Origin of the sequence: Campylobacter sp. BCW_4332, assembly GCF_001763175.1 — a bacterium.
In the GTDB taxonomy this organism is placed as follows: domain Bacteria; phylum Campylobacterota; class Campylobacteria; order Campylobacterales; family Campylobacteraceae; genus Campylobacter_D; species Campylobacter_D jejuni.
The window spans coordinates 1-22,778 of sequence record NZ_MJYF01000016.1 but is presented as its reverse complement, the minus strand read 5'-3'; the positions used below and the strand labels follow the sequence as shown (position 1 = coordinate 22,778).

Genomic DNA, 22,778 nt, shown 5'->3' with positions numbered 1-22,778 from the left:
GATTTTGTTTAAAAAAATGAGTTATGATTATAGTTTATGTAAATTGTTAGGTATAGAAAATAAATGTTCAATGTAATTCACGCTTTATTTTTTAGAGAGTTAAAAACTAGATTTGGAAAAAATAGGTATCTTGGATATATATGGGTAGTTGGAGAGCCTATGAGTGTTGTGCTTTTGGTGACTATTATAGGAACTGTTATTAGGGAATATCATCATCAAGTTATGCCTGAGGGAATTTCTATTTTTATGTTTTTGATTTCAGGCATTATGCCTTTTTTTATGTTTAGAAGTATAGTTACTCAACTTATGAATGGAATAGGGGCAAATTTATCTTTATTTGCCTATAAACCTGTAAAGCCTATACATGTATTTATTGCTAGAACTTTGCTTGAATTTTGTATTTATTTTGTGATTTTTATCACTGTGCTTTTTTTTGCAGGGTGGTTCTTTAGACTTGATATATTTCCTATCCATTTACTCGGTGTTTTATTTTGTATTTTTTTGCTTATATGTTCAGCTTTTACTTTGGGGATTTGTTTTGCTATTGTTTGGCATTTTGTAGAGCCTTTAAGAACTTTATTAGCTTATTTTAGTATAGTATTTTATTGGAGTTCTGGGATTATATTTCCCACTTGGTTAACTCCTCGTCCTTTACTTGATATATTTTATTATAATCCTTTACTTCACATAATGGAGCTTTTAAGATTTAATTTTTTTGAGAATTATCCTTTGCAAGATGAATATAGTTATTTTTATGCTATATTTTGGATTTTACTTGTTTTATTTATAGGGCTTTTTATTTACTACTATAATAGACAAGCTCTAACGGCGGCAAAAAAAGAATGATAAAGTTAATTAATCTAACAAAATCTTATCCTTTATTTAGTGGTGGAAGGCATTATGTTTTTAAAAATTTTACTTTCGAATTTCCTGAAAATTGTAGTATAGGTTTAATGGGATATAATGGCGCAGGCAAGTCTACTCTCATGAGACTTTTAAGCGGAGCAGAGCTTCCTGATAGTGGCAAGATAATTACTAATAAAAAATTATCTTGGCCTTTGGGTTTAAACGGAGCTTTTCAAGGTTCTTTAACTGCTAGAGATAATGCTAAATTTGTAGCTAGAGTATATGGTTATAAGGGTAAAGAACTTCAAGAAAAAGTAAAATTTGTAGAAGATTTTGCTGAAATAGGAAAATTTTTTGATGAGCCTATGAAGACTTATTCTTCGGGAATGAGTGCTAGGATAGCTTTTGGACTTAGTATGGCCTTTGATTTTGATTATTATTTGATCGATGAGGCTGGAGCTGTTGGAGATCCTGCTTTTAGGGAAAAAAGTGTGAAATTATATAGAGAAAGATTAAGCAAATCAAAAGTGATTATGGTATCTCATAATGTAGCTGAAATTAAAGAATGGTGTGATAAAATAATTTATATGAAAAATGGACAAATTACGGTTTATGATGATGTAGATGAAGGAATAGCTGTATATCAAGGAAAAGCTTAATGGAAGAAAATAAAACTTTATTAGAAAAAATCAAAGATTTAAGCATATTTGATTCTTTTAAAATTGTTTGGTTTATAATGATTTTTGTTGTAATTTATTATACATTAATTGCAGCGCCAAGATATGTAAGTACGATGATTTTAGATGTTAGATCAACAAGTGGAGAAAGCGCTCAAACAAGTGGAATTTTGTCTTTGCTTAGTAGTACTTCTACGGCAAGCGAAGATTTAAATTATCTAAAAGGTTATATAGAATCAAGTGATATGCTAAAGATTTTGGATGAAAAAATCAAACTTAAAAGTCTTTATCAAGAACAACATATAGATTTGCCTTTTAAAATTTGGGATTCAAGTTCAATAGAATCTTATCTTAAATACTACCAAGCAAGAGTTAAGGTGCATACAGATGAAACCACTAAGCTTTTACAGGTAGAAGTAGAGGGTTTTACACCTAAATCAGCTCATTTGATTGCTCAAACTATTATGCAAGAAAGCGAAAAATTTATCAATGAAATCTCTCATAAAGCAGCTAGAGAACAAATGGCTTTTGCTGAAAATGAAGTACAAAAATACAAAGAACGATATCAAAAAGCACAAAATGATTTGATTGCTTTTCAAAATAAATACGGAGTTTTTGATCCTTTAAAGCAAGCTGAAACTAAAGCAAGTTTGGTTGCGCAAATTGAGGCTAATCTAGCTCAAAAAGAAGCTAAACTTTTAACTTTACAAAGCTATATGAATGATGCAGCACCTGAAGTAGTAGCACTTAAAGCAGAAATTGAAGCAATCAAAAAACAACTTTTAAGGGAAAAATCTAAAATTTCAGCTAACAATTCTTCTCAAAAGCTTAATGATTTGGCTGCTAAATTTCAGGATTTAACTATAGAAGCTACTTTTGCGCAAAAAGCTTATGAAGCAGCTTTAAAAGCTTATGAAAGTGCTAGAATAGAAGCATTAAGAAAAATAAAACAACTTGTCATCATTCAAAGTCCAGATATTCCAGAAAGCGCAAAATATCCTGAAAGAATTTATGATATTTTAACAGCATTTATTGTATTATCTTTGATTTTTGGGATTGTTAAATTTATTAAAATGATAATAGAGGAGCATAAGTATTAAAATGAAAAAAATATTAATTTTATTTTTTAGTTGTATTTTATGTTTTGGAGCCGTGGATGTTTCACAAATCATTTCACCGGAAGATCAAGGTTCTGCTGCAACTAGCATAGATCAAAATTTAAGCTCAAATTATGATATAGCAAATAAAGAAAATAATCTTACAAAAATTCATCAAATTTTAGTATTTGGTGCTCATCTTTTTAATGGAAATTTTAAAAATTACAATCAAAGAGTTTATAACCCAGATTATAAGATCGCAGTTGGTGATCAAATCAGTCTTAAAATTTGGGGAGCTGTTGAGTTTTCGCAAGTTTTAGTGGTGGATTCTCAAGGAAATATTTTTATCCCTAAAGTAGGAGCTGTAAATTTACTAGGTGTGAAAAATAGCGCCCTTGTAAGTGTTATAAAAGCACGTGTTAATAAAATCTATAAAAGCAATGTTTTTGTTTATGCAGATATGAATGCTTATCAAAATGTCAGTGTTTTTGTAACAGGAAGCGTTAATGCTCCAGGACTTTACCAAGGACTTAGTTCGGATTCAGTGATACAGTATCTTGATAAAGCAGGGGGTATAAATTTAGAATATGGAAGTTTTAGAGATATTCAAATTTTGCGCAATAATAGCGTGATAAAAAATATCGATTTATATGATTTTTTACTAAAGGGGCAAATGGATCTTTTTCCTTTTAGAAGTGGAGATGTTATCTTAGTAGGAAATGTTCAAAATTACGCTTTTGTTAACGGTGATGTGCAAAGACCTTTTCGTTTTGAACTTTCAAATGATATTAAAACTTTAGCTGACTTAGCTAGAGTATCAGGTGCTAAACCTATCGTGACTAATGCTATCGTAAAGAGTTATGGTGAAGATCATAAACTTGATGTTAGTGCTTATAATAAAATGCAATTTTCAAAAGTTTTACTTAGAACAGGAGATGAGGTAGAATTTCACCCTGAGTATGTTTCTGAAAATATAACTATAAGTGTAAATGGCGAGCATAATGGTTTAAAAACTTTAGTTGTAGGTAAAGGAACGACTTTAGAAGATATTTCTAAACTAATCAAGGCTAATCCGCAATCAAACATGCAAGCTTTGCAAGTATTTAGAAAAAGTGTAGCTAGAACTCAAAAAGAGCTTATCAATGCTCAGCTTAAAGAGCTTGAAACTCTAGCTTTAACTAGCAGTTCTGTTACAGCTCAAGGCGCAGCTATAAGAGCTCAACAAGCAAAAACGATTTTAGAATTTATTCAAAGAGCTAAGCAAGTAGAGCCTAAAGGTCAAATTGTCATTGATAATCCAAAGTCTTATAATTCGGTTATTTTAGAAGATGGCGATACTATTAATGTACCAAGTAAGAATAATCTCATCATAGTTCAAGGCGAGGTTTCTTTACCTGGGGCTTTTGTGTATGATAAGGGAAAAGATTTAAGATATTATATCAATCTTGCAGGAGGTTATGGAGAAAGAGCGGATACTTCAAAAGTTTTGGTAATACGAAGCAATGGAAAAGCTGAAAAATATCATAGTGGTATAGATATGAAACCAGGCGATTCTGTGTTGGTATTGCCAAAAGTGGATAGTGAGAATTTGCAAATTTTTTCAATGTTGACTCAAATTCTTTATCAGATTGCTATTGCAACCAATGTTGTGCTTAATCTTTAAGGTTTAAAAATGAACACTCTTGAAATAGCCAAAGAAGTCTTTGAAAAAGAAGCACAAGCTATTTTGGATTTGGCTAAAAATTTAGATGAAAATTTCAATCAAGCTATAAATTTAATACTAAATACCAAAGGGCGTTGTATAGTTAGTGGAATGGGTAAATCAGGTCATATAGGTGCTAAGATAGCAGCTACTTTAGCAAGCACAGGAACACCAAGCTTTTTCATCCATCCAGGAGAGGCTTTGCATGGAGATCTTGGAATGTTAACTCCTGAAGATGTTTTAATTGCTATTTCAAATTCAGGAGAAACTGAAGAAATTTTAAAAATCATTCCTGCTATAAAAAAGCGCAAAATTCCACTTATAGTAATGTGTGGTAAAAAAAATTCCACCCTTGTAAAGCAAGGCGATATATTTTTAAATATAGCCGTAGAAAAGGAAGCTTGTCCTTTGCAGCTTGCCCCTATGTCTTCGACAACGGCAACTTTGGTTATGGGGGATGCTTTAGCGGCTGCTTTGATGAAGGTAAGAAATTTCAAGCCTGATGATTTTGCTCTTTTTCATCCAGGAGGAAGTTTGGGACGTAAGCTTTTAACCAAGGTAAAAGATCTTATGGTTTCAAGTAACCTTCCTATAGTGCATCCTGATACCGAATTTAACGATCTTGTTGATGTGATGACTAGTGGAAAACTAGGGCTTTGTGTGGTGCTTGAAAATGAAAAATTAGTGGGTATCATCACTGATGGGGATTTGCGTCGTGCTTTAAAGACAAGCGATAAGCCAAGATTTGATTTTAAGGCTAAAGAAATCATGAGTACAAATCCTAAAGTAGTTGATGCTGATGCTATGGCAAGTGAAGCAGAGGAGATCATGTTAAAATATAAAATCAAAGAAATTATAGTAGGGAAAGAAGAAAGGGTTGTAGGGATTATCCAGCTTTATACTATAGGGAGGGTATAGTGAAAAATGTAATAACTTTTGGTACTTTTGATTTGTTTCATTATGGTCATTTAAGGATTCTAGAAAGAGCTGCATCTCTTGGAGATAAATTAATTGTTGGCGTATCATCAGATTCTTTAAATTTTGCTAAAAAGCATCGTTATCCTATATATAGCGAGCAAGAGAGATTAAATATAATATCTTCATTAAAATGCGTGTCTTGTGTATTTTTAGAAGAATCATTAGAATTAAAAAGAGATTATCTTTTAAAATACCAAGCAAATATTTTAGTTATGGGGGATGATTGGAAGGGTAAATTTGATTGCTTTAATGATATTTGTGATGTAATTTATTTTGAAAGAACTCCAAGTATTTCAACGACAGAAATTATTGAGAGAATTAAATTATGAATTTAAAAGGTATATTTCGCAAAAGCTTTCGTGAAAGCAAAAAAGGGTATTTGCATGTGATTCTGTTGCATATGGTTTTGATATATTTAATGCAGAAAAAAAGTAGACATTTTATTTTTTTAAAATTGTGCAGTTATTTATCTAAAGTAAACATGAAGACGATTTTTTATTATCAAGCCGAATTTTATTTTTTTTATGCTGAGTATAAAAAAGCTTTGAATTATATTGATTTATTTTTAGAAAAATATCCTTTAAATATAGATGGTAAATTACTTAAAATACAATTATTATATTTATTGGGCGATAAAACCAAAGCTTTATATGAATTAGAAAAAATTCAACAAGAATCTAATCGTTTAAAAATATGGATGTTAATGAGCAAGTTGGTTAATACTAAAATAGAACTTAAAAATATGGAAAAATTATATTTAAAATACATAGAAAAAAAAAGAAATATTAGCACAAAGATTGAAATTCAAAAATATATATCTAGTGCCGCAGCTAGCATTGAAGCTTATGATATAGCTGAATATTATCTAAAAAATTCATTAAAGCTACATGAAAAATTTTCTTTAAAAAATACTAAAAAAAAATACTTTTCAAAATATGATGCCTTGATAGCTTTGGAAGATTTATCCAGTGTTTTTGATTCATTAAATATAAAGTTTTTTTTAGTCAGTGGTACTTTTTTAGGTTGTATTAGGGAAAAGAATTTTATATCAAATGATTATGATATTGATGTTGGGGTTTGGGAAGAAGATTTTAGTAATGAATTAAAAATAGCTTTAGAGCAATATGGTACTTTCTATATTCATGATCCAAAATGGAAAGGTGGGATTAAGCTTAAACATATCAATGGTATATTGATTGATATTTTTATTCACTATAAAGATGGTTGCAAGCATTATCATTTAGGATCTGCTGTTAAATGGTATAACTCAACTTTTGATTTAATTAAATATAATTTTTTAGGCAAAGAATATTTTGGTTTTAAAGAATATGATTGTTATTTAAGTGAAAATTATGGCGATTGGAGAATCCCCAAAAAAAATTTTGATAATATTCTAGATACTCCAAATGCGGTAATTTTTAATGAACAAGAATATAAGTTACATCTTTATAGATCGTTCTTTAAAAAAAATACAAAAGTATAAAATAAAAATAAATATTAGGGAGAAAAAATGAAGTATTGTATGTTTGGGTTATATTTTTTATTCGCTTCTATACTATATAAGAGAAAAAAATATCAAGCATCTAAAAAGTATTTTATTAAAGCATCTAACAATTTTAGAGATAATGCCAAAGCATATTTTAAAACGGGAATGTGTTGTTTTCATTTAAAAGAATGGAATGATGCCAAAGTTTTTTTTGAGCAAGCATGTTTTCTAAAAGAAACTCCAAATTGGAGAAAACAATTAAAACAGGTTTATAATCATTTAAAATTTGGTTTTTTTTTAGAGCAAAAATTATGGTGGAAAGAAGTTGATAGACTTAAGCAAGAGTTAAATCATGGAAATGAACAGAATTTCATTCTCTTAAGAGATTTAGCAATTGCTTGTGAAGCTATGAAAAGATATAACGATGCAGTAAAATATTACAAAGAGTCCATTTTAATTCAAGAGAAACAAAAGATACCAATTGAATCTGTATGGTATTATAGGCTTGGTTTTTGTTGCGAGAAAATTAAAGATATAGTTTTATCAAATAAATTTTATGGATATGCTATAAAATTTGACGAAGAATTAGAATCTGATATATATGGTATAGGTGTTTTTCATGAAAAAATGGGTTATTGGAGTGAAGCTAATGTAGCTTATTTAAACAAAATCCAAGAGCTAGAGATAGTATATTTAGATAAAATATTTTACAAAATAGCTTTTAGTTTTGAAATGCTTTATGATTGGAAAAATTCTGAAAAGTATTATCATAAGGCTATAGAAAATAACTATCATTGTTCTGTGTATCATTATAGATTGGGGGTAGTTTTAGAAAAGCAAAACAAGATTGAACAGGCTTCTATATTTTATACAGAAGCTTTTAAAAGAGACTCTTATTGTCGTGCAGAGTATTTTTATAGATTAGCTAATTGTTTAATGAAGCTAGATCATCACAAAGAGGCATGTAAAATCTTTGCTCAAATCAATAGAATTAATAATAATATTTTTGATCAAAATTTAAATTTTTTAAAAGATGATTTTTTTAGACAAAAAGTTATATATTTGGATTATTATGAAAATGAAGATATTTTACAGAATGCTATCTTATATCAAACACATACTGCACAGTTTATGTCATGCAATCCCTATGCGATTTTTTTACATCTTTTAAATGATCCCCGATTTGATAATTTTATCCATATATGGGTATTACAAGATTTCGAATCTATTCCTTTAGAATTTAGACAAAATAAAAAAATTATTTTTGTAAAATATTTTTCTAAATTATATTTTAAATATTTAGCAAGCGCAAAATACTTGATTAATTCTGGATCTTTTTGTAGATTTTTTATAAGAAAACCTGAACAAAAATACTTGGCAACTTGGCATGGAACACCATGGAAATATTTAGGAAAGGATATGAGACGGGGTTTCATGGAATTTGAAGTTACCCAGAAGGACTTTTTACAATCAACCCATATTATATCTCCAAATAAGCATACATCTGAAGTTTTAATGCAAAAACATGATATTGAAAATATTTTCCAAGGAAAAGTTTATGAGAGCGGTTATCCTAGAATTGATATTACTTTAAAAATAAATAATTTTAAAAAACAACAAATACGAGAAAGACTAAATATTAAAATTGGTGATAAGGTTATATTGTATGCACCAACATATCGCAATTCATTTGAAAATGCGGAGTTAAATATTGAAAAACTTATTAAAGATCTTGAAATATTTAAAAAATCTGGATTTGTTGTTGTATTTAGAGGTCATTATAATTTAGAAGACAAACTTAAAGATAATGGGATTCCAAGTGTTCCTAGAGATATAGATACTAATGAGCTTTTATCAATAGTTGATGTATTAATAACTGATTATTCTTCAATTGCATTTGATTTTATGGTTTTAAATAGACCAATTATTTACTATATTTATGACTATGAGGAATACAAAAATCAACACGGCTTATATTTTGATGTTGAAATGTTAAATTCTGTTTATTGTAAAACTCCTCAAGAAGTTTTAGGAATTTTGAAAAATCCATTAATGCTTGAGAAATGTAAAATTTCTCAAGAGATTAAAGATATGTTTGTATTAAATGAAGATGGTGCTGCAACGCAAAGAGTTATTGAATTTTTCTTTTTTGATAATTTTAAAGATGAAAAAATATATAAAAATTTTAATAATAAAGTAAATTTATTAATTTACCCTGGAGGTTTGGGTAATAATGGCATGAGTGTATCTTTTGTAAATTTTTTAAATTATTTAAATTTAAATGAGTATAATGTCTATGTTGCTATTGATTCATGGCAAGTTAGACAAAGTCCAACTTGCATGAAATATATTAATCAAATAAGAGATAAGGTTTATATTCTAGGTAATCCTAATATTTTAAGTCAAACTCAAGAAGAAAATTGGTTGCTAAGTAATCCTGTTTATAAAAATAAACGAGCAAATCAAGAGCAAGAAAATATTTTTGCAAGATGCTTTGAACGTGATTTTAGATGTTTATATGGGGATTCGAAATTTAATTCTTTGATTAGTTTTGATGGTTATGGGGAGTTATGGGTTTATAGATTTGCATATGCTAAAACAAATGCAAAAAAGATTATTTATCTTCACAATGATATGAAAGGCGAATTTGATGTAAGATTCCCGTATCTTGAAAAAATTTTTAATGTTTATAAATATTTTGATCACATTCTTTCTGTTTCAAGAGAATTAAGTGATTTAAATAGAGATAATTTATCTGATACTTATCAAGTAGAGTGTGATAAATTTGATTTTATGAATAATATTATAGATTATAAAAATATATTATTTAAAAGTGGTTTTGTTTTAGAGTATCTAGAAGATGAAAGTATTTTTAATGATGGTGGAAAAGTTTTTATTAATATTGCTAGATTATCACCAGAAAAAAATCAATTAATGCTTATTAAAGCTTTTCAAAAAATTAGCTCAGAATTTAATAACATTAAGCTAATGATATTAGGCGATGGACCTTTAAAAGAAGATTTAAAATTGTATATTTTAAAAAATAATGTTAAAAATGTATATCTTCTTGGAAATAGAAATAATCCTTATCCTTATTTAAGAAAAGCTGATTGTTTTATATTGAGTTCATTGCATGAAGGGCAGCCTATGGTTTTACTCGAATCACTGGTGTTAAAAAAACCAATAATAGCAACAAATATAACAGGCAATAGATCGGTTTTAAATTCACGTGGAGGATTATTGGTAAATCCTGATATTGATAGTTTGTCAAAAGCTATGATAAAATATTTAAAAGAATCTATTCAAACTTGTAATTTTGACTTTGTCGAGTATAATAATATTATTTTAGAAAAATTTAATTATCTTTTTGGAGTTAGTTTCGAAGGGTATAAAAATGACAGGTGTATATTGTCTCCATGTATCATTATGGCAAAGCCTGATGGCTTTGGTATGAGACTGTTTGCGATGATGGCAGGGTTATTGTTATCCGAAAAAACTAATTTGCCATTTTATTTTAAATGGGGAAAGATTGAAGATGTGATAGGGAATACACATGAAATGTTCAATTCTATAAAGCATATTCCATTTGCATTAGGTAAAGTTGGTGATATATTTAGTGAAGAATTTATACAAAAATATTACATTGATGATTGTAAAGATATATCAAGCAATCATGGATTTGGAATTCATCAAGAGAAAAAAACTTTTAATGATATAAAAAATGGTCCTTTCGAGCAAAAATGGGGTTGGTATGCTCCAGGAATAGAAGGTGGAGCATTAAGTAATTGGATAGAAGGCTATAATGAAGAACAATGTTATAAAGATTTTGCAGAGATTTACAAGAAAATAAAATTTTCAAACAAATATCAAAATATAATTAAATATGCTGAACAAACTGCTAGTAAATTGGGCGAATTTATAGCAATACATATCAGAGGTGCAGATATAGTTTATTCTTCAACATATAAAAAGGCTTCTTTATATGCTTTTGTGGGAGATAAATATTTTCCATATGAAATTGCTATAGAAATTATAAAAAATAAAATTAAAGATTATAAAATTGTGATTTTTAGTCAAGATATTATTGCTAGCAAAAAATTAATTGATTATTTTAATAATGAAAAAATTATTTTAGCTGATCAGTTTGCTTCTGAATTTTTAGATGTTACTGAAAGGGCGTTTTTTGAAATGAATTTTCTTTCTTATGCAAAATTGATTTATACTCCAGGAATTTCTTTGCAGAAATCTGCATTTTCTCAATGTCCTTCTTTTTTCTCTGGTATCAAAAAAGATATTTCATTTCATGAAATTTTTTCCAAAGAAAAGCAGTATCAAATCATTGAAGAAAATATTAATAAATTGCAGTTAGATTCTATGTATAAATCCATGGCATTTTTTAGATTATACCAATTATCTTTAGATCTAAAAAAAGATTTTAAAATATCCTTGCAGTTTATAGAAAAAGCTATGCTTGAAGATGCTAGCAATACGGCTTGGATAATTCATTGGATTCATTTAAATTTGCGTTATGATCATTATGATATTGTAGAAAAATACTTAGATAAAAATTTAGTTAAAATACAACATGATTTATTGGTAACTTTGTTATTGTTTAGGGGTAAAATTTACAAAAATATATGTTTTGATTTAATGAAAATAAAAAAAAGATGTGAAAAATATTCAAATCTTTTATTTTTAATTAATGAAATTAGTAGATCTATGAAAAAACAAAAAAAGGTATTGCATGGAAAAAAAATTAGCAGTTCATTTGTTTGGTGCTTTAAGAACTTATGAACAAACTTATAAAAGTTTTTTTGATAATATTATAGATGCAAATGAGCAAGATGGTTGGAAAATAGATATATTTTTACACACATGGGATCAATTTGATACTGGAAGTGCTCATTCTCATTTAAAGTATCCAGGATTAACAGGTGTAAAGATAGGAATTCATGATTTGGAAGAAATTATAGGAATTTATCAACCAAAAAAATATCTTATAGAATCCCCTATTTCGGATGGCAATAAATCTGGAATGTATGTTACTTTGGAAAAGGTAAATTCTTTAAAATTGGATTATGAAAAAGAATGTGGCGTGAAGTACGACTATCATTTGTATACAAGACCTGATATTATGTTTTTTAAACCTTTAAGATTGGATGAGTATATTAAGGTTTATAATCCCGTTCGAAAACCGCAAAATGGTTGGGAAGGCGTATTTCGAGAGTTTCCTTTGCCACCTAAAACAAATTTTTGTTCATCCAATGCTTTTAGGTTTGGCTTATTGGATTCTAGAATGCCAAATGAAGGTGATTTAGTATGGTTTAGTAATTTTGGCTTAGTTAAGCATCCACATAAGGCATATTTAGAGGATGAAAGTATATATAACATATTTATCAAGTATAGATGGGAGTATGAATTTAGGCCTTGGCGTTCTGGAATGCAACAAATCAATCAATATATGTTTGTTGATATTAAAAAATCAGATTTAGATGCTCTTAATCAAAAAATTTTAATTCTAAATGAAGAAAAATTATCCTTGCAAAAAAGTTTAGATTCTCTTCCGATAAAAAAACAAAATATGGAATTAATTTGTTTAGAGCAAGATATTGAAATTAAAGATTTACAGCTTTATCAATTGCGAAAAAAAATTGGGTTAAATCATAAAGATAATGTTATTTATTCTAATTCCGCTAAATTTATAATATATAATCATCTGTCTTATAAATTAGGAAGGATTTTAATAAAATATAATTCTTTTTTTGGCTACATTAAATTACCTTTTATATTATGGGCTGTTTTTATTGTCCATAAAACAGTTGATTTTAAATTTAAATCTTTACCTTTAAAAAATTATACAGATTATGATGAAGCTATAATAGAAAAAAATAGCACAACATATCAACTTGGAGAAAAGTTTATAAAAGCTTGTAAATCTTGGTATAAAGGAGGATTAATTAAATTTTTCTTCCAAATTCGTAATATTAATAAGGTTAAACAAAATGCAAGGAAATATTAAAAATGCACTTGAAGAATGGAATTTTGATATAATTCAAGATATCTACAAGGAGGATTTAGCTAAGCAACAGTCTAAAGAGTATATAGATTTCTTATATCAGATTGGAAATGTAGATGAATTAATTTTATTATTTAAAAATACACCACAACAAAATTGGTGGAATGATATGTATTTTGGTAATTTTTGCGAGTTTTATAATTTTTTAGTTGAAATAAAAACACTTGACGATGAAAAAATAATTGATTATATTAAAAAAGAAAAATACACTCCATTATGTATCAATTATATAATTTCTCAATGGATTTTAAATTTTTGTTTAAAAAAAGAATCTATTGTAATATTATTACCTTATGTAGTTAAAAATAGTTTTTTTATAATTTTTCAATCTTTTTTTATTAAACGAGTTATTGATTATTTTTCTTGTATAAATAAAGATTTTTTTTGCAATGAAGTAAGAAATATATTAACTATTTTACAAGAAAATTTTCATACAAAGATGACTATCGGTGCTAGAGTTTATTATGAAAAATTTCTATTAAATTATAATTTTAATACTTTTCATACTCAACATTTAAAATCTCCAAAAAAAATCGCTTTATGTATAAGTGGTGCTATGAGAGGAGTAGAGTGGGAATTAAATTTAAAAAAAGTGATAGAAAGTTTTCAGTTTGATGTTGATGTTTTTTTATTTACTTGGGATTCAAAATTTTTGTGGCCAGGTTTAAATGGAGCAGGAGGAAATTGGGCTAAAAGATTATTAGATGAAACATTATTAAAATCTATTCCTCAGGAAATTATGCATAAAAATAATTTAAAACAATATTTTCCAAATGTTTTTTCTAAATTAAATCAAGAATATTCCGTTCGGCTCGATGCTGAAAGGTTGGAAAATATAAATAACATTAAACGAGTAATTATAGAAAATCAAGAAGATTTTTTAAAAAAATATCCTTTAGATAGAAACAATTTATTTATTAATGCTTCGAAAATATGGTATTCTAATTATCAATTATTAAAATCATTGGTTCAGTATGAAGCGGAAAATAATTTTCAATACGATTTTATTATTAAAGTTAGGCCTGATGTAGAGTATAATATAAATTTTTCAATCGATAAACTTGAAAAATTATATATAAATGATCTTATGATAAAGCACCATGAAAGTTTATATGGTGGACTTAACGATAATTTTGCTGCTGGACGAAGAGGAGCAATGGAAATTTATTTATCACTATGGAAATATGGTTTTTTGAATAAATCCATAGATTTTTTTAAAAATTTTCCTAATTTTAATTCAGCTCATAATCTTTTGCAGCAATTTTGTTCTTTAATGAAAATAAATTGTATATGTTTGGAATCTAATACTATAAAGAACTTTTATTTTGTAGATTTTATACCTCCAAATTTTACTAAAGAATTGAAGTCAGATTGCAAAAGAATAAAAAATAATATTGAGCTGGAAGAAAAACTATCTAGCAGTATTGACTTTTTGTTAAAATATGAAGAATACTCTAAAAAAGGTCAATTGTATAATATGGTTAATAAGTCATGTGGTCATTTATCTTATAAAATAGGAGTGATATTAATCCATAATTCTAAAACTTTTATAGGTATATTAGGAATACCTATAAAAATTCTTGTTTGTTTGTATCATCATCGGTATCGCACTAGACATTTAATATCGAAAAATTATTATAATTGTCACTCTGAAACTATAGAAGAAAGTTTTACTTATAGACTAGGAAAGTCTTTTATACAAGCAAGTAGGAATTGGTATAAAGGTGGATATATTAAATTTTGGTTTGATTTATATAAACTTAAAAAAGAATATAAAAATAAAAAAGGCAAATAATGGCAATAGAATTTAATATAGTAAAAATTAAAAATTATACAAGTTCCAGATTTTTCAATGGGAGTGGGAATGAGTAATGCAAAAAGATTCTAAAATTTACATAGCGGGTCATAGTGGTCTTGTGGGCAGTGCTATACTTAATGAACTTAAGCAACAAGGTTATAAAAATCTTGTTTTTAAAACTCACTTTGAGCTCGATTTAACAAACCAAAAGGCTGTGGTTGATTTTTTTGAGAGAGAAAAGCCAGAATATGTTATTTTAGCTGCGGCAAGAATAGGAGGTATTTCATCACATCTTTTTTATCGTGCTGATTTTATTTATCAAAATTTAATGATAGAGTGCAATGTTATTCATAATGCTTATTTGCATAAAGTAAAAAAGCTACTTTTCATAGCTTCAACTACAGTTTATCCTAAAAATGCAACATTACCAACTAGTGAAGATCAAATGTTAAGTGGAGATCTTGAGTATACTAACAAACCTTACGCAATCGCTAAAATTTCAGGCTTGATGCTTTGTGAAAGTTACAATTTGCAATACAATACAAATTTTATAGCAATCACTCCTACAAATTTATATGGCAATAATGATAAATTTGATCTTGAAAAATCTCATGTATTGCCTGGAATTTTAAGAAAAATGCATTTAGCGAAGCTTTTAAATGAAAAACGATATGAGGACTTATTAAATGATTTAAAATTTGATTCCATTGAAGAAGCTAAGAATTATTTAAAAAAATTTGGTGTAGATGAGAATAATGTTGAAATTTGGGGTAGTGGAAAACCGACAAGAGAATTTTTACATAGTCAAGATTTAGCAAATGCTTGTTTATTTATTATGAATAATATAGATTTTAAAGATTTAAAAGGTGGTAATACTGAGATTATTAACACTCATTTAAATATAGGCCCACATAAGAATATCACTATTAAAGAATTAGCAGAATTAATCAAAAATATAGTAGGATTTAAGGGAAATTTAGTTTTTAATTCAAATCGTCCAGATGGAGCAATGCAGAAATTTACAGATTGCTCAAAAATTCATTCTTTAGGTTGGAAACATAAAATTGATTTAGAAAAAGGAATTCAAATGATGTATGAATGGTATAAAAATAATCAAGAAACTCAGAATAATAATAACAGCTCGATTAGATGGGGGGGGGGGATTAAGCTTTGAATACTTTATCTTTTCAAACATTCAATCTTTTTATACAAATAATATTTATGATTTTGCAAATTCTACAAAAAGGGTTTGCAATGCTTAAAGATTCTAAAATTTATATAGCAGGGCATGGTGGCACTTTAGGAAAAACTCTTTATAATACACTTATAGATGAGGGTTTTAATAATATTATCGTAAAAACAAGAAAAGAATTAGATTTAGTAGATCAAAAAGCTGTGACTGATTTTTTTGCAAAAGAAAAACCAGAATATGTTTTTTTATGTGCTGCCAAGCTTGATACTTTAGGGCTTTTTACTCCAGCTGATGTAATCTATGAAAATAGTGTACTTCAAGCAAATATTATTCATTCATCTTATCAAAATAATGTTAAAAAGCTAATTTTTTATGGTTCTGCTTGGGCTTACCCTCAAAAAGCTATAAATCCCATTAAAGAAGAGAATTTATTAGATGGAAAGCTAGATTTAAAAGCCGTTGCATATGGTTTGCCAAAAATTATAGGAACAAAAATGTGTGAAAGTTATAACTTACAATATGGAACAAATTTTATAACTTTGTATCTTGCAAATTTGTATGGAGAGACAACCGAGTTTGATTTACAAAAAGCAAAAGTTTTACCAGCTTTGTTGCGTAAATTTCATTTAGCAAAACTTTTAGATGAAAATAAAATTGATGAGGTTTTAAAGGATTTGCAAATGAATTCCCTAGAGCAAGCAATGGAATATTTACAAAAATTTGGTGTAAGTAAAGATAGCGTAGAAATTTGGGGTAGCGGTAGTGTAATTAGAGAATTTATTCATGCAAAAGATTTAGCCGATGCTTCTATTTATGTGATGATAAATATAGATTTTAAAGATATTGTTTCATCTGATGAACCGCATCTTAATGTAGGAAGTGGAGAATTTTTAAGTATCAAAGAACTTGCTTTTTTGATTAAAAATATTGTTGGATTTAAGGGTGAAATTGTGTTTAATAATTCAAAACCAGATTCTACAATGGATAGAATGTTAGATAGTTCAAGATTGCAAAATTTAGGCTGGAAACATAAAATTGACTTAGAAGAAGGAATTCAAATGATGTATCAATGGTATTTAAATAAAGGAGAGTAAATGAAATATACACTAGCTTCATCAACTTGGAATGAAAAAGAATTACAAGCAATACAAGATGTTATCAAAAGTGATATGTTTACTATGGGCAAAAAGGTAGCTGAATTTGAAAAAGATTTTGTTAAATTTGTGGGTTCTAAGTATGCGGTTATGACAAGCTCGGGTTCAACTGCAAATTTAATTGCAACTGCAGCTTTGTTTTATACAAAAAATCCCAGATTAAAAAGAGGAGATGAGGTTATAGTTCCTGCGGTATCGTGGAGTACTACTTATTATCCGCTTTATCAGTATGGCTTAAAGCTAAAATTTGTAGATATAGATTTAGAGACATTAAATTATGATCTAGATGCTTTAAGTAGTGCTATTAGCAATAAAACAAAAATGATCATGATTGTAAATTTACTAGGAAATCCTAATGATTTTGATGCAATTAAAGTTATGATAAAAGATAAAGATATTATTTTACTTGAAGACAATTGCGAATCAATGGGCGCAGAGTATAAAGGTAAGCAAGCTGGAACTTTTGGTATTATGGGAACTTTTTCAACATTCTTTTCTCATCATATGGCTACAATGGAAGGTGGTTTTGTTGTTACGGATGATGAGGAGTTGTATCATATATTATTATGTTTAAGAGCGCATGGTTGGACTAGAAATCTTCCAAAAGAAAATTTAGTAGTAAATAAAAGCGATGATTGGTTTAGTGAATCATTTCGTTTTGTATTGCCAGGATATAATGTGCGCCCTGTGGAAATGAGTGGGGCTATAGGTATAGAACAACTTAAAAAATTACCTATGTTTTTACAATATCGTAGGGAAAATGCAAAGTTATTTTGTGAATACTTTCAAAATCACCCTGAATTTATTACACAAAAAGAAATCGGAAGTAGTTCGTGGTTTGGATTTTCATTGGTAATTAAACCAAATTCGAAATTGCAAAGAAAAGATATTATTAAAAAACTAGAAGAAAATGATATAGAATACCGTCCTATAGCTACTGGAGATTTTACGCAAAATGAGGTGATTAAGTATTTTGACTATGAAATTCATCGGGAATTAAAAAATGCAAAATATATTCATGAAAAAGGATTTTTTGTGGGTAATCACCAATTTAGTATTAGTAATCAAATTAATTTATTTAAAAAAGTATTGGATAGTTTATGAAAAAAACAGCATTAATCACAGGATTTACAGGGCAAGTTGGCTCGCAAATGGCAGATTTCTTGCTAGAAAACACAGACTATGATGTTATAGGTATGATGCGTTGGCAAGAGAGTATGGACAATATCTATCATTTAAGCGATAGGATAAATAAAAAAGATGGAATCAGTATTTTTTATGCAGATTTAAATGATTACTCTAGTCTTCAAAAACTTTTCGAGAGTCAAAGGCCTGATGTGATTTTTCACCTAGCAGCTCAATCTTATCCAAAAACTTCTTTTGAAATTCCTATAGAAACATTACAAACAAATATCATAGGCACAGCAAATATTTTGGAAAACATTAGAATTTTAAAGGCAAAAGATGGATATGACCCTGTAGTGCATATCTGCTCTTCAAGTGAAGTTTATGGTAAAGCAAAAGCAGGTGTTAAACTTAATGAAGAAACAACCTTTCACGGTGCAAGTCCTTATAGTATAAGCAAAATCGGCGCTGATTATTTGGGAAGATTTTATGGTGAAGCTTATAACATTCGCACCTTTGTTACAAGAATGGGAACACATAGTGGTCCAAGACGTTCTGATGTGTTTTTTGAAAGTACAGTTGCAAAACAAATTGCTTTAATTGAAGCGGGTTATCAAGAGCCTGTTGTTAAGGTTGGAAATCTTTCGAGTGTAAGAACCTTTCAAGATTGTCGCGATGCTATAAGGGCTTATTATCTACTTTCATTAGAAAGCCAAAAAGGAAAAGTTCCTTGTGGGGAAGCTTTTAATATAGCAGGAGAAGAAGCTTTTAAGCTCCCCGAGGTTATAGAAATTCTTTTATCTTTTTCTACAAGAAAAGATATAAAAATAGAGCAAGATGAGCAAAGATTGCGTCCTATTGATGCGGATTATCAAATGTTTGATAACACAAAAATCAAAAGTTTTATTAACTGGAAGCCAGAAATTGCAGCTAGAAAAATGTTTGAGGATTTGTTAAATCATTGGAGAGATGAGATAAAAAAAGGAAGGATTCCATTAAATAGATGAAGACCATACGCACACAAACTCCTCTTCGTCTTGGTTTAGCAGGTGGGGGGACTGATATAAATTTATATTGTGATAAATACACAGGTTATGTTTTAAATGCAACCATATCTTTATATATACATTGCACTTTGATCGAAAGAGAAGATGAAAAAATCATTTTTGATTCTCCTGATACAAATTCTTACTGTGAGTATGAAAGTAAAGAGTGTTTAGAAAATGATGGAAAATTAGATATCTTCAAAAGTATTTACAATCGCATTGTAAAAGATTTTACAAAAAAACCTTTAAGTTTTTCTTTGCATACATACTCAGATGTACCAAGTGGTAGTGGGCTAGGTGGAAGCTCAACCTTAGTTGTAGGGGTTGTAAAGGCTTTTGCAGAGTGGCTTAATTTACCTTTAGGGGAATATGAAATCGCTAAGCTTGCTTATGAGATAGAAAGAGAAGATTTAGGTATAGTAGGTGGAGCACAAGATCAATATGCTGCAACTTTTGGTGGTTTTAATTTTATGGAATTTTATAACAATAAAAGAGTTATTGTTAATCCTTTGCGTATTAAAAACTGGATAGCTAGTGAGCTTGAAGCTAGAACTGTGCTTTATTTTACAAATATTACAAGAGAAGCAAAAGATATAGAAGAGCATAAAAAAGGAAAGCTTGGAGATGAAAAGTCTTTAGAGGCAATGCATGCTATAAAGCAAGATGCTATAAAGATGAAAGAAGCTTTATTTAGAGCTGATTTTGATACTTTGGCGCAAATTTTAGGTAAGTCTTGGCAGTCAAAAAAAATCATCTCAGAAATCGTTAGCAATGATGAGCTTGAAAGAATTTATAAACTCGCCATAGATAATGGAGCTTATAGTGGCAAAACTAGTGGAGCAGGAGCAGGTGGATTTATGTTTTTCTTCGTAGATCCTACTAAAAAATATAATTTAATCAAAGCTTTAAGAAAAGAACAAGGCTGGGTGCAAGATTTTTCATTTACAAAAGAGGGGGTTAAATCATGGAGAATTTAAATTCCTATATAAAAGAACATTTTCAAGAATCGATTTTGGTAAAAGAGCAAATTTTAAAAGATAAGAATTTAATAGCTCTTATTAAAAATGTTTCATTAGAAGTCATAAAAGCTTATAAAAATGGTAACAAAACTTTATTAGCAGGAAACGGTGGTAGTGCAGCAGATGCACAGCATATCGCAGGAGAATTTGTAAGTAAGTTTTATTTTGATAGACCAGGGATCGCAAGTATTGCACTTTCAACGGACACGAGTATATTAACTGCTATTGGCAATGATTATGGTTATGAAAATTTATTTGCTAGACAAGTACAAGCTCAAGGAGTTAAGGGAGATGTTTTTATAGGTATTTCTACAAGTGGAAATAGTAAAAATATCTTAAAAGCTCTAGATCTTTGCAAGCAAAAAGGAATCATAAGTATAGGCTTAAGCGGAGCTAGTGGCGGAGCGATGAATGAGCTTTGTGATTATTGTATAAAAGTGCCTTCAACTTGCACGCCAAGAATTCAAGAAGCGCATATTTTAATAGGGCATATTATTTGTGCTATCATCGAAGAAGAGCTTTTCGGTAAAGGTTTTTCTTGCAAGCAATAATACTTTGCGGTGGTTTGGGAACAAGACTTAAAAGCGTTATAAAAGATATTCCAAAACCTATGGCACCGATAAATGATAAGCCTTTTTTAGAATTTATTTTTGAATATCTTAAAAAGCAAGGCATAAAAGAAGTTATCTTAGCAGTATCATACAAATATGAAGTGATAAAAGAGTATTTTAAAGATGAGTTTTTAGGCATAAAAATAAAATACAGCATCGAAAAAGAGCCTCTAGGAACAGGCGGAGCTATAAAAGAGGCTTTGAAATTTATAAAAAACGAGGCTTATGTTTTAAATGGCGATACTTTTTTTGACGTAGATTTAAGTAAATTAAAGCTAGATGAAAGTAAAATTTGCCTTGCTTTAAAGCAAATGAATGATTTTGATAGATATGGCACAGTAAATGTTAATGAGCAAGGTTTTGTGATTTCCTTTGAGGAAAAAATATTTAAAAAGCAAAGTTTAATCAATGGTGGAATTTATCTTTTAACTAAAGATATTTTTAAGGATTTTGCTTTGCAAGAAAAATTTTCTTTTGAAGAATTTTTGCAAGAAAATTATAAAAATTTAAAGGCTAGAGCTGAAATTTTTGATAATTATTTTATAGATATTGGTGTACCTAGTGATTATGAAAGGTTTAAAAATGAACAGTAAAAATGTAGTTTTACTTGGTGGAAGTAATTCAGTTATGGTAAATGGACTCCAGAAAGGATTAAGAGAAGGCATAATTAAATATAATCAAGATGAAAATAGAACATGTAATTTGGAATTTTATAATTTTGCCTTAGGTGGAACTTCTTCTATACAAAAATTATACGAAATCAAAAGAGTTAGAAATAGTAATATTATATCAAATGCTGAATTGATTATTATGGAAAGCAATATTAACGATCTTATAAATGATCCTTGTTTTTACAAAGAAGAAAATAAACCACTGTCAATTGTCTACCGTGATATTTATTGGCTTTATCAAGAACTTTATTTCCTAAATAAAAAAATATTAATTTTAATTCTCCCTATACAACTAGGTGCTTATAAACTAATCAATAATATACACCGCTTTTTATGTCAAAAATTTAATTTTAATCTCATTGACATGCAAATCTATTATGAAAAAAATAATTTGGAAGAATTTGGAAATAGGATTGATACACCTCATCAACAAGCTTCGATTATGAAAGAGTTTGGAAGATGTATTGTTGATAATATTGATAAATTTAATTTTAAGGAACCAATAAGTATTAAAAACGATAATCCAGAATTTAAAATTTGCACACCAAAAGAAATGCATCAATTAAATAAGAAATTACAATGTACTATTATGAAAAATTCAATGTTTAATGAAATAACTTATAGACTTAATGAAAACGATAGTTTACAATTTCCTTTTTGGGCTTATAAATATACATTGATAGGTATGCATACTTGGAGTAATTATGAACTTGAAGGGATTAAATTAAATTATGGGAACGGAGAATGCGCTAAATATTGTTCCGATATTAAATTTAAAAATAAAAATACAAGTATAAATAAAGAACATGCATTTTTAAATCATTTTGTTGGTTTTAATGCTAATTTTATTATTGATGATCAAAGTTTTGTAGTTTTTAATAAAAGTGGTGATGCGCAGTTTAAAGAATCTCATCCATCTGTTGGTTGGAGAGGTTATAAGAAAAAAGTTAATCATTGCGATATCATCTCTTTCTTTCTAGCTTCTCCTGAAGGTAATTACCATACCGAAGAAATAGATTTTGAAGCTTTAGCTAATGAAAATATAGAAATACCAGAAGAATATAATTTTAATCATTTAATCCCTCCTATAGAGCTTTATAAAGAAATTATAGACGAGTATTGTGCTACAATGGATCCAAGAAAACTAGCTTCATTACAAAAACAAATTTCAGTTTTAACTCAAGAAAAACAAGATTTGCAAAACAAATTTCAAAACGAACTTAATTCTTTACCTGCAAAAAAACAACGTTTAGAATTAGCCAATCTAGAACAAGATTTAATTATTAAAAAATTAGAAAGT

General features: G+C 28.3%; 18 protein-coding genes. All 18 read left to right on the top strand.

The features are described from left to right. Positions 1-63: 63 nt before the first annotated feature. A complete protein-coding gene (locus tag AJN64_RS01410) occupies positions 64-846 on the top strand; it encodes an ABC transporter permease (RefSeq protein ID WP_053872769.1) in 783 nt (260 codons plus the stop codon). After that, complete coding sequence (locus AJN64_RS01405; RefSeq protein WP_002781126.1) at positions 843-1,505, top strand: ABC transporter ATP-binding protein; 663 nt, start codon at positions 843-845, stop codon at positions 1,503-1,505. Before AJN64_RS01410 ends, AJN64_RS01405 begins: the two co-directional genes overlap by 4 nt. Then, a complete protein-coding gene (locus AJN64_RS01400; RefSeq protein ID WP_053872768.1) occupies positions 1,505-2,623 on the top strand; it encodes a capsule biosynthesis protein in 1,119 nt (372 codons plus the stop codon). The genes AJN64_RS01405 and AJN64_RS01400 overlap by 1 nt, the downstream gene beginning before the upstream one ends. Position 2,624: 1 nt before the next feature. Next, positions 2,625-4,283 carry a polysaccharide biosynthesis/export family protein gene (locus AJN64_RS01395; RefSeq protein ID WP_053872402.1) on the top strand — a complete coding sequence of 553 codons (1,659 nt, stop codon included), beginning with the start codon at positions 2,625-2,627 and terminating at the stop codon, positions 4,281-4,283. A gap of 9 nt (positions 4,284-4,292) precedes the next feature. Continuing rightward, on the top strand, positions 4,293-5,240 hold the full coding sequence (locus tag AJN64_RS01390) for an SIS domain-containing protein (RefSeq protein ID WP_053872401.1): 948 nt from the start codon (positions 4,293-4,295) through the stop codon (positions 5,238-5,240). Continuing rightward, positions 5,240-5,629, top strand: a complete 390-nt coding sequence (locus tag AJN64_RS01385; protein ID WP_002901017.1) for an adenylyltransferase/cytidyltransferase family protein — start codon at positions 5,240-5,242, stop codon at positions 5,627-5,629. Before AJN64_RS01390 ends, AJN64_RS01385 begins: the two co-directional genes overlap by 1 nt. 152 nt (positions 5,630-5,781) lie before the next feature. Further along, a complete protein-coding gene (locus AJN64_RS01380; RefSeq protein ID WP_251824641.1) occupies positions 5,782-6,783 on the top strand; it encodes a LicD family protein in 1,002 nt (333 codons plus the stop codon). Positions 6,784-6,951: 168 nt separating this feature from the next. Continuing rightward, positions 6,952-11,580 carry a CDP-glycerol glycerophosphotransferase family protein gene (locus AJN64_RS01375; protein WP_261665701.1) on the top strand — a complete coding sequence of 1,543 codons (4,629 nt, stop codon included), beginning with the start codon at positions 6,952-6,954 and terminating at the stop codon, positions 11,578-11,580. Beyond that, complete coding sequence (locus AJN64_RS01370; RefSeq protein ID WP_002917297.1) at positions 11,531-12,805, top strand: hypothetical protein; 1,275 nt, start codon at positions 11,531-11,533, stop codon at positions 12,803-12,805. The genes AJN64_RS01375 and AJN64_RS01370 overlap by 50 nt, the downstream gene beginning before the upstream one ends. After that, entirely contained in the window at positions 12,789-14,657 is a 1,869-nt protein-coding gene (locus tag AJN64_RS01365) for a hypothetical protein (protein ID WP_052795414.1), read from the top strand. Before AJN64_RS01370 ends, AJN64_RS01365 begins: the two co-directional genes overlap by 17 nt. 76 nt (positions 14,658-14,733) lie before the next feature. Further along, positions 14,734-15,834 carry a GDP-L-fucose synthase family protein gene (locus AJN64_RS01360; RefSeq protein ID WP_070292566.1) on the top strand — a complete coding sequence of 367 codons (1,101 nt, stop codon included), beginning with the start codon at positions 14,734-14,736 and terminating at the stop codon, positions 15,832-15,834. An 80-nt stretch (positions 15,835-15,914) separates the two neighbouring features. Next, positions 15,915-16,946, top strand: a complete 1,032-nt coding sequence (locus AJN64_RS01355) for an NAD-dependent epimerase/dehydratase family protein (RefSeq protein WP_070292565.1) — start codon at positions 15,915-15,917, stop codon at positions 16,944-16,946. Next, positions 16,947-18,110 (top strand): DegT/DnrJ/EryC1/StrS family aminotransferase, encoded by a 1,164-nt coding sequence (locus AJN64_RS01350; protein ID WP_070292564.1) that lies wholly within the window; start codon positions 16,947-16,949, stop codon positions 18,108-18,110. Continuing rightward, entirely contained in the window at positions 18,107-19,138 is a 1,032-nt protein-coding gene (locus tag AJN64_RS01345) for a GDP-mannose 4,6-dehydratase (RefSeq protein ID WP_070292563.1), read from the top strand. The genes AJN64_RS01350 and AJN64_RS01345 overlap by 4 nt, the downstream gene beginning before the upstream one ends. Next, on the top strand, positions 19,135-20,154 hold the full coding sequence (hddA, locus tag AJN64_RS01340; RefSeq protein WP_070292562.1) for a D-glycero-D-manno-heptose 7-phosphate kinase: 1,020 nt from the start codon (positions 19,135-19,137) through the stop codon (positions 20,152-20,154). The genes AJN64_RS01345 and hddA overlap by 4 nt, the downstream gene beginning before the upstream one ends. Further along, positions 20,142-20,747 carry a D-sedoheptulose 7-phosphate isomerase gene (gene gmhA2, locus AJN64_RS01335; protein WP_070292561.1) on the top strand — a complete coding sequence of 202 codons (606 nt, stop codon included), beginning with the start codon at positions 20,142-20,144 and terminating at the stop codon, positions 20,745-20,747. Before hddA ends, gmhA2 begins: the two co-directional genes overlap by 13 nt. Next, complete coding sequence (locus AJN64_RS01330) at positions 20,735-21,400, top strand: nucleotidyltransferase family protein (protein ID WP_070292560.1); 666 nt, start codon at positions 20,735-20,737, stop codon at positions 21,398-21,400. Before gmhA2 ends, AJN64_RS01330 begins: the two co-directional genes overlap by 13 nt. After that, positions 21,390-22,778 (top strand): hypothetical protein (locus tag AJN64_RS09690; RefSeq protein ID WP_261665700.1); only part of this gene is annotated, 1,389 nt, incomplete at its 3' end. The genes AJN64_RS01330 and AJN64_RS09690, both read left to right, overlap by 11 nt.

What these genes read in the sequence shown, in the direction of transcription:
- AJN64_RS01410 (WP_053872769.1), top strand. Translation starts at nt 64, where the DNA reads ATGTTCAATGTAATTCACGCTTTATTTTTTAGAGAGTTAAAAACTAGA.
- AJN64_RS01405 (WP_002781126.1), top strand. Translation starts at nt 843, where the DNA reads ATGATAAAGTTAATTAATCTAACAAAATCTTATCCTTTATTTAGTGGT.
- AJN64_RS01400 (WP_053872768.1), top strand. Translation starts at nt 1,505, where the DNA reads ATGGAAGAAAATAAAACTTTATTAGAAAAAATCAAAGATTTAAGCATA.
- AJN64_RS01395 (WP_053872402.1), top strand. Translation starts at nt 2,625, where the DNA reads ATGAAAAAAATATTAATTTTATTTTTTAGTTGTATTTTATGTTTTGGA.
- AJN64_RS01390 (WP_053872401.1), top strand. Translation starts at nt 4,293, where the DNA reads ATGAACACTCTTGAAATAGCCAAAGAAGTCTTTGAAAAAGAAGCACAA.
- AJN64_RS01380 (WP_251824641.1), top strand. Translation starts at nt 5,782, where the DNA reads ATGAAGACGATTTTTTATTATCAAGCCGAATTTTATTTTTTTTATGCT.
- AJN64_RS01375 (WP_261665701.1), top strand. Translation starts at nt 6,952, where the DNA reads ATGTGTTGTTTTCATTTAAAAGAATGGAATGATGCCAAAGTTTTTTTT.
- AJN64_RS01370 (WP_002917297.1), top strand. Translation starts at nt 11,531, where the DNA reads ATGGAAAAAAAATTAGCAGTTCATTTGTTTGGTGCTTTAAGAACTTAT.
- AJN64_RS01365 (WP_052795414.1), top strand. Translation starts at nt 12,789, where the DNA reads ATGCAAGGAAATATTAAAAATGCACTTGAAGAATGGAATTTTGATATA.
- AJN64_RS01360 (WP_070292566.1), top strand. Translation starts at nt 14,734, where the DNA reads ATGCAAAAAGATTCTAAAATTTACATAGCGGGTCATAGTGGTCTTGTG.
- AJN64_RS01355 (WP_070292565.1), top strand. Translation starts at nt 15,915, where the DNA reads ATGCTTAAAGATTCTAAAATTTATATAGCAGGGCATGGTGGCACTTTA.
- AJN64_RS01350 (WP_070292564.1), top strand. Translation starts at nt 16,947, where the DNA reads ATGAAATATACACTAGCTTCATCAACTTGGAATGAAAAAGAATTACAA.
- AJN64_RS01345 (WP_070292563.1), top strand. Translation starts at nt 18,107, where the DNA reads ATGAAAAAAACAGCATTAATCACAGGATTTACAGGGCAAGTTGGCTCG.
- hddA (WP_070292562.1), top strand. Translation starts at nt 19,135, where the DNA reads ATGAAGACCATACGCACACAAACTCCTCTTCGTCTTGGTTTAGCAGGT.
- gmhA2 (WP_070292561.1), top strand. Translation starts at nt 20,142, where the DNA reads ATGGAGAATTTAAATTCCTATATAAAAGAACATTTTCAAGAATCGATT.